Annotated in this window: 7 protein-coding genes; all 7 read right to left on the bottom strand. The window is 65.9% G+C overall.

Annotated features, from left to right (window positions below):
• Positions 1-608, bottom strand: a 608-nt coding sequence (locus tag ACRDUX_RS03775; protein WP_526411155.1) for a Clp protease N-terminal domain-containing protein, incomplete at its 3' end; no start/stop codon positions are given.
• A gap of 264 nt (positions 609-872) precedes the next feature.
• Positions 873-1,214: a histone-like nucleoid-structuring protein Lsr2 gene (gene lsr2 / locus ACRDUX_RS03770; RefSeq protein ID WP_526411159.1), complete on the bottom strand. Its 342-nt coding sequence runs from the start codon at positions 1,212-1,214 to the stop codon at positions 873-875.
• Positions 1,215-1,324: 110 nt separating this feature from the next.
• A complete protein-coding gene (gene lysS / locus ACRDUX_RS03765; protein WP_526411157.1) occupies positions 1,325-2,866 on the bottom strand; it encodes a lysine--tRNA ligase in 1,542 nt (513 codons plus the stop codon).
• A gap of 97 nt (positions 2,867-2,963) precedes the next feature.
• Complete coding sequence (locus tag ACRDUX_RS03760) at positions 2,964-3,764, bottom strand: IclR family transcriptional regulator (protein ID WP_526411153.1); 801 nt, start codon at positions 3,762-3,764, stop codon at positions 2,964-2,966.
• An 11-nt stretch (positions 3,765-3,775) separates the two neighbouring features.
• Complete coding sequence (locus tag ACRDUX_RS03755; RefSeq protein ID WP_526411151.1) at positions 3,776-5,623, bottom strand: putative nucleotidyltransferase substrate binding domain-containing protein; 1,848 nt, start codon at positions 5,621-5,623, stop codon at positions 3,776-3,778.
• Complete coding sequence (locus ACRDUX_RS03750) at positions 5,596-7,164, bottom strand: GMC family oxidoreductase (RefSeq protein WP_526411149.1); 1,569 nt, start codon at positions 7,162-7,164, stop codon at positions 5,596-5,598. Before ACRDUX_RS03750 ends, ACRDUX_RS03755 begins: the two co-directional genes overlap by 28 nt.
• Positions 7,157-8,288: amino acid permease (locus ACRDUX_RS03745; RefSeq protein WP_526411147.1), on the bottom strand; the 1,132-nt coding region annotated here is incomplete at its 5' end. The genes ACRDUX_RS03750 and ACRDUX_RS03745, both read right to left, overlap by 8 nt.

Here is an 8,288-nt window from a genome sequence, read left to right as displayed (position 1 = left end):
ACCTGCATGACCCGCTCGATTTCCTTCTCGCGGCCGATGACGGGGTCGAGCTTGCCCTCCATCGCGGCTGCGGTCAGGTTGCGACCGAACTGGTCGAGCACCAGCGACGTCGACGGGTTGCCCGCCTCGCCGCCGCGGCCGCCGGTGCCGGTCTCGGCGGTCTCCTTGCCCTGGTAGCCGCTGAGCAGCTGAATGACCTGCTGACGAACACGCGTCAGCTCCGCACCCAACTTGACGAGCACCTGGGCGGCGACGCCCTCGCCCTCACGAATCAGGCCGAGCAGAATGTGCTCCGTGCCGATGTAGTTGTGGCCGAGCTGCAGTGCCTCTCGCAGGCTGAGCTCAAGCACCTTCTTGGCGCGCGGCGTGAATGGGATGTGTCCGGATGGCGCCTGCTGGCCCTGGCCGATGATCTCCTCGACCTGGCTGCGGACACCCTCCAGCGAAATGCCGAGCGACTCGAGCGACTTGGCTGCGACGCCCTCACCTTCGTGGATGAGGCCAAGGAGGATGTGCTCGGTGCCGATGTAGTTGTGGTTCAGCATCCGGGCTTCTTCTTGAGCCAGGACGACGACGCGGCGTGCGCGGTCAGTGAAGCGTTCGAACATCGGTGGTTACCTGCCCTCCGTAGTTAGCGCAGCTCTGCGCACGGCGAGCCGTGCTCTGCACCTGCCGTCCACTGTAGTGGGCGGCGGCCCGGGTTGCCCCGCCTGTCCTTTTGTAGTGAAGAACCGACCGCTGACCATTCCCGCGCTGCAAGAGCAACGCTCGATGGCACCCGATCGTTTCCAGGAATGGGCCCGCAACGGTTCGCCCCTAGCGAAAGCGCGTTGCCCCCCGAACTGCTACGGCGATCGTCTGGCAACCGGCGGCTATGTTGCCGCGTGAAATGCGTCGATGACGTCCGCGGGAATGCGACCGCGCGTGGAAACACTATGACCATTGCGGCGAGCCCAGTCCCGAATCGCGGCACTCTGCTCGCGGTCGATCGACGCCCGGCCACGGCCCGAACCCGTGACACCGCCACGGCGACGACCACCAACCCGGCGGCCGGCTTCCACCCATTGCTTCAAGTCGCCCCGAAGTTTTTGGGCGTTCTTCGACGTAAGGTCGATCTCGTAGCTCACACCGTCGAGTGAGAATTCGACGGTCTCGTCGGCAGAACCCTCACCGTCGAAATCGTCGACTAGGGTGACCGTTACTTTCTTCGCCATTGGCTCACACTGCCCCTTCTGTCCGGGCGCGGAGTCGTACTTCGTCTCGAACCCGGGACAATGCTTGCATATGAACCAGCGCAATTCAACACAAAAGTATGAAAAGCCCTTCAGCCGCCGTGTCTGCGCACATCTCTGCGCACCAGTGGAAACAAAACCGTCTCCCTAATCGCCAACCCCGTCAATGCCATCAACAACCGGTCGATGCCCATTCCGGTGCCGGTGGTCGGTGGCATCCCGTACTCCAGGGCGGCGAGGAAATCCTCGTCGAGAAGCATCGCTTCATCGTCGCCCGCCGCCGCGGCCCTGGCTTGGGCCTCGAAACGCTGCCGCTGCACGACGGGGTCGATGAGTTCTGAATATCCGGTCGCCAACTCGAAACGGCGGACGTATAGGTCCCACTTCTCGGTGACGCCGGGAATGCTGCGGTGGGCACGTGTCAGCGGGGTGGTCTCGACGGGGAAGTCACGCACGAAGGTGGGCGCCCACAAGGTGGCTCCCACCGCGTGCTCCCACAGTTCCTCGACCAGTTTCCCGTGCCCGTAACCGCGATCACGCGGAATCTCGACACCCCGCGCGTCGGCGATGGCCCAAAGGTGTTCGACACCCGTTTCCGGCGTGATCTCTTCACCAAGGGCTTCCGACAGCGACGGGTACATTTCCACCGTCGCCCATTCGCCGTCGAGGTCGTAGGTAGTGCCGTCGGGCAGGGGCACGTTTCGCGTGCCAATCGCTTCGTCGGCGACCTCTTGAATTATCTCGCGGGTCGTATGCGCTGAATCGTCATACGTGCCGTAGGCCTGATAAGTCTCGAGCATCGCAAATTCTGGTGAATGCGTGGAGTCCGCACCTTCGTTTCGAAACACGCGATTCAACTCGAAGATCTTCTCGAAACCTCCGACCAAGCATCGTTTGAGGAACAACTCGGGTGCGATGCGAAGGAAGAGATCGGTGTCGAGCGCGTTGGAGTGTGTCACGAATGGTCGTGCCGCGGCGCCGCCTGCGAGGGTCTGAAGGATGGGCGTCTCGACTTCGAGAAATCCGCGCCGTTCGTATGCCGACCGCACTGCACGAACGACCGCAATCCGTTGGCGGGCAATGGTGCGCGCTTCTGGACGCACGATCAGATCGACGTAGCGTTGCCGTACCCGCGACTCCTCGCTGAGGTCCTTGTGCGCGACGGGAAGTGGTCTCAGCGCCTTTGAAATGATTTGCCAGGAATCAGCGAGCACAGACAATTCACCGCGTCGTGAACTGATCACCTCGCCGTGGACGAACACGATGTCGCCGAGATCGACGTCCGACTTCCACGCATCGAGCGATTCCCGACCAACGCCGTCCAGGCTGACCATCGCCTGCAACTGAGTTCCGTCACCCTCCTGCAGCGTTGCGAAGCAGAGCTTTCCGGAGTTTCTGGCGAACACCACCCGCCCCGCGACGCCGACGATCTCGCCGGTGCTGGTGTCGACCGCCAGCTCGGCATACGCCCGTCGGAGTTCGGCGAGCGTATGGGTGCGGGACACCTCGGCCGGGTAGGGATCGCGGCCCTCGGCGAGCAGCCGTTCGCGCTTCGCCTGACGGATCCGGAACTGCTCGGGTAGATCGTTGACGTCGTTTTCCTGGCCGGCCTCGGGCACATCAGCAGAGCTCACGACGTGCCAGCTTAATGAACCCGTGCGCGTGCGAACGATTCGCGCACTCGATCCCGCGGCATTGCGCTGATACGCAACCGAGTTGGACGCTGGCGGGCTAGCTGCGCGTGGACAGGTCGACCCAGCCGAGCCGCCTGCTGATGCTCTCGGCCGCCGCAATGGTCAACTTCGCGATCGCACCGAAGGTGTCCTCGCCCAGCCGGTACGACGGTCCTGACACGCTGAGCGCTGCCACCACCTCGGCATCGGCGTCGTAGACGGGCGCGGCCACGGCGTTGAGCCCCACCTCGAGCTCCTCGCGGACGCTGGCCCAGCCGTTCTCGCGAACGGATGCCAGCTCGGTCTCCAGAGCGGCGCGCGACGTCACGGTGGTGTCGGTAAAGGATTCCAGGCGGGCCGCCAGCCGTTCGCGCAGGTCGCTGCCGCTGAGCCCCGCCAGGAGCACCTTCCCGCTCGAGGTCGCATGGGCTGGGCAACTCTGGCCCACCCAGGTGCGCAGGGCTATGCCCGCCGGGCCGATGGCCTCGGCGATGTTCACGATGCGGTCGTCGTCGAGGACCGCGAGGTTGGTGGTCTCACCGGATTCCGATGCCAGGGCGTCGCACGCCGCCTGACTCTGCTTGACCAGGTCGAGCTGCCCGCTGCTGGCGCGGGCCAGTCTGGCGACGGCGAAGCCGAGGCGATACTTGCCCCGATCGGCGAGCTGTTCGACGTAGCCCCTGGCTTCCAACGCCGAAATGAGCCGGGACACCGTCGATTTGTGCACGCCCAGTTCGGCAGCGATCTCGGTGACCCCCGCCTGGCCGAGCGTCGCGATGATCTCCATCACGGTGAGTGCCCGGTCCACCGACTGCACCGTCGGGTAGCGCCCGCTGTCCTCGTCGTTTCCGTTGGCCATCTGGTCCGACCCTATACGGCTGGAATTCCGAAGTTGCCGACACGTCGCTGCACGGCGGCGATCTCGCGGAGGCCGTCGTTGAGCAGGCTCCGGTTCAGCGGTGACAACTCTGACATGGTGATGACGTCGCCGGGACGGTTGCCGGAAGAGAGTTGCTCGACCTGATGCGTCATCCGAAGGCGTTGCAGCATCACGAAGACCTCGCCGAGAATGGCCGCGTCCCGATCGGAGAGCGCACCGCTGGCCGCCGCGGCCGAGAGACGCGCTGGGGTCGACGCCGACACGACGTCCCCGGCGAGCCCACCCCACCTGGCCAGGTTCACGATGGGCGTGACGGCGTGGCTCTTCAGGTCGAACGTGCCCCCGCGCCGAGACAACACGTCGCGAAGGGATCGCGTGCGGACCCTCCCGGCCAGCGCGTCGAGCAACTGCAGCCGCAACGCGTTCGGATGCTCGGCACGCATCCGGCGGTACGCCGCGGGCACCGCGTGCAGCGCGGCATCGCCCCACACCACCCGACCGTCGAGAAGCAGCGACGACAGGATCAGCCCCTTGTTGGGCAGCGGGTCGTCGAGCCAGCCCCTGGCCGCGACGGCCCAATCACCCTGGGAGCGAGCGAAGTTCGGGCTGGCGGCGATCGCTCCGTTGCTGTCGGACGGCAACCCGCAGCCGTCGAGGATGGCGTGGGTGCGCCGGGCGATCCCCCGCAACCGGCCACTCGCAGGCGACAACTCGTCGCGCCAGGACAGCGCACTGTCGACGTCCGACGATGGCATGGCCTCGCGCCTTGCGACGCTCCCGAGCGTGAGCCAGGCGAACCCGGACGTCGGTGTGCCCGCCTCCGTGGAGGCTTCGGCGACCGCGAGTTCGAGGGCCCTGCGCACCACGCTGTCGATGACGATCGAGAGGATGCCGCTGGTGGCGGAAGCCGTGGTGCCACTGCCGAACAGTGCGCTCGCGACGTGGGTGACGCGCTGCGCGGCGGCTTGCAGTTCGGCGGCATCGGCTGCCAGACCGATCGAGCGGCGCAGCATGAAACTCTGTCTTGCCGACGCCGCGAGCAGGTCCGCGTCTTCGAGGACACCGATGACCTCACCGCGCGTCGAGGTCACCGGCATGTGCCGCAACCCGCTCTCCAGCATCTGCACCAGGACGGTCTCTGCGGTCAGGTCCGCGGTGACCCGGCGCGCGGGCGCGCTCATGACCCGGGTGATCGGCACCTCAACCGAGAGTCCGGCGGCCACGACGCGCGTCCGCAGATCGCGGTCGGTGAAGATGCCGTATTCGCCGTCGGGAAGCGAGATCAAGGCGTAGGACACGTGGTGCCGGGTCATCCGGACCACGGCGTCGCGCACCGAGACGTCGGGCGCGACCACTAGCACCTCGCCGGCCACCAGCTCGCCGACCGGTCTGCTGTCGGCGACCCGAACCAGGGCCTGCGGGTTACCTGGCGTCGCACTCCATGCCGACGAGGCCAGGTAGGCCAACCCGGCGGGTCTGGCGAACGAGGCCCGCAGCTGCTCGCCGGGCAGCTTGATCAGGCTGCTCGGTTCGGTGGCCCGTGCCACGAATTCCATCCCGCCTCCGGTGAGCAGCGGGGTGTACCCGAAGATGCCGCCGGGCTCGATGGTGTCGATGACGGTGCCGTCGACACCGGCCTGCAGCGCGACGTGCCCCGTGCAGACCATCCAGGCGTAGTCCGGCACGTGCACCGAGTAGTCGGCGATCACCGCGTCGGTGACGAATGCGACCAGCGCCGAGGCCGCCGTCAACTCGGCGAGCTCATCGGGTGCCATCGACTGGAACGGCGTGTGCTCGGAGAGGAACCGGCTCAGGTCCCCCGGATCAGGTCCGCACATTTCTCGGCCATGGTCATCACGGTGATGTTCGGGTTCACCGCAGGCAGTTTCGGCATCGCCGACGCATCGACCACGCGCAGCCGGGACACTCCCTTGACCCGAAGCTCCGGGTCGAGGACCGCCATCGGGTCCGTCACCGCTCCCATCCTGGCGGTGGCCGCAGGGTGGTAGACCGTGTTGTGCGTCTGGTGGACGTAGTCGAGGAGCTCGTCGTCGGTCGTCGCGTCGGGTCCCGGCGCCAGTTCGCGCGCGATCCAGCCCTTCAGCGGCGCCTGCTCGGCGATGGTGCGGGCCAGCCGCAACCCGGTGAGCATGATCCGCTCGTCGTAGCCCTCGGGATCGGTGAAGTAGCGGGGATCGACCTTGGGTCGGTCCCTGAAGTCCAGGCTGCGCAGCCGGACCGTGCCACGCGATCGGCCCTGAGTGACGTTGGGCGTCAAGCAGAATCCGTTGTCGGTGGTCGGGTAGCCGCGCCGCAACGTGTTCATGTCGAACGGGACGCTGCCGTAGTGCATCATCAGATCGGGTTGGGGTGTGCCGTCGTCGATCGTGGTGAACAGGCCGATCTCCCACCACTGCGTCGAGGTGGTGACCATGGGTCGTGAGGCCTCCCAGAACACCAGACCCTCCACGTGATCGTCGAGGTTCGAGCCGACGCCTGGCGAGTCGACCCGCACCGGTATCCCGATCTCTCTGAGGTGCGCTGCGGGCCCGATCCCGGAGAGCATCAACAGTTTCGGCGTGTCGATCGACCCGGCGGTGACGATGACCTCGCGGCGCGCGGACGCGACGTCGTACCCGGTGAGGTCGGGGCGTTGATAGCGCACGCCGGTTGCGTTGTTGGCGTCGTCGAAGAGGATCTCGGAGACCCAGCAGCCGGTGCGCACCTCGAGGTTCTTGCGGGAGTCCAGGATTGGATGCAGGTAGGCGTGCGAGGTCGACATGCGCGTGCCGTCCTCCCCCACGTTGATCTGGAACCATCCGGCGCCGTTGTGCACCGTCTCGCCGCGGTTGAACGCAGTAGTCGGCAACCCGGCCAGCGCCGCGGCCTCCAGAACCGCGACGCCACAGGGATCGTTCGGGGGCACGTCCTGGAGGCGGACCGGACCATCGTGGCCGTGATCGCCCGGCGCGTCGTTGGTCTCCAGGCGCTTCACCAACGGCAGGATTTCGGCGGCACCCCATCCGGTGGCGCCCATCTGGACCCATTCGTCCAGGCATTCCGCGGGTGGCCAGAACGCGATGCACGAATTGTGCGACGAGCACCCGCCGAGCACCTTCGCGCGGGCGTGCCGCATGAAGCTGTTACCGCGTTCCTGCGGCTCCACCGGGTAGTCCCAGTCGTAGCCGGAATCCAGCAGGTGCATCCACTCCGACAACGGAAGGACGTTGGTGTCACCGATGTCCGACGGTCCGGCCTCGATCAGGCAGACCGTCACGTTCGGGTCCTCCGACAGGCGGGCGGCCAGCACGCAGCCGGCCGTCCCCCCGCCGGCGATCACATAGTCGAATATTTGGGTGGAGAAATCGTTGCTAGACATCGGTTTTCGCAGCTGCCGCGTGCGATTCCAAGGTACCGATGTGGTTACGGCCCTTGAGTCCGTACCACAGCAGACCGGAACCAAGAATTACACCGATGTAGATGAAGGCACCCCACTGGTAGTACCAGCCCTCGCCATACACCGCGACCCGCGGCCAAGCCAGGTTCAGCGCCATCGCCACACCCCAGACCACCGCGACGATGTTCACCAGCATCCCCCACTTGCCCATCGTGAAGTAGCCGCCCTCCTTGAGATCCTTTGGCGGCCACTGCCCCTGGAGCCGCTTCTTCAGAAGCGGCCCGGTCACCATGAGGTAGGCAAGGTAGATCATGATGATCGCGATCGACGTCAGGACCGTGAAGATCTTGGCTTGGCCCACGTTGATCACCAGGATGAGCACGGCGAGCACGCCGATGACGATCGCGGGAATGATCGGTGTCTGAGTCTTGGGATGAACGCGAGCCAGCTTCTCGCCGAAGGGAAGTGCGTTGTCGCGCGCCATGGCGAAGGTAAGCCGGATGGCGGCGGTGTGCACCGCCAGCGTGCACACCGTCACCGCGATGACGATGCAGATCAGGAAGATCGTGCCCAGCGGACCCCACATCACCTGCTCGACGATGTATTGCAGACCGCCGGTGCTTTCGCCGAGTGCCGGGTCCTGCAGGTTGGGCGCGGCCATCACTGCGAACACCAGGATGCCGCCGCCGATCACGAAGGACGCGAGGATGGCCCGGAAGATGGCCTTCGGTGCGGTTCGACGCGGCTCGACGGTCTCCTCGCCCAATGAGCTGGCCGTGTCGAAGCCGTACATGACGTAACCCGATGCCAGCGAGGCGATCAGGAAGGCGCCGAGGAAGCCCGTGCTCTCTCCCGCCCCGTAGCCGTTGGTCGAGAAGAAGATGTCCGGACTGCGTTTGATGTTGAATCCGAGGAGCACCACGATCAAAACGGCGGCGATGAGTTCGATGAAGACGCCTGCACTATTGATTCGGGCCATCAGCTTGACCCCGAGCGCGTTGATCACTGTCGTGAACGCGATCAGGACCGTGCCGAGCAGGACGGCGTTGGCGGGGCCGTCGTACTGACCGGTACCGTCACCGATGATCTGGAAGCCGCTCCACAGC

It is taken from the genome of Mycobacterium sp. (genome assembly GCF_050701675.1).
Lineage (GTDB): Bacteria > Actinomycetota > Actinomycetes > Mycobacteriales > Mycobacteriaceae > Mycobacterium.
The sequence above is the reverse complement of the archived record's forward strand: the minus strand, read 5'-3'. Positions and strand labels throughout refer to the sequence as shown.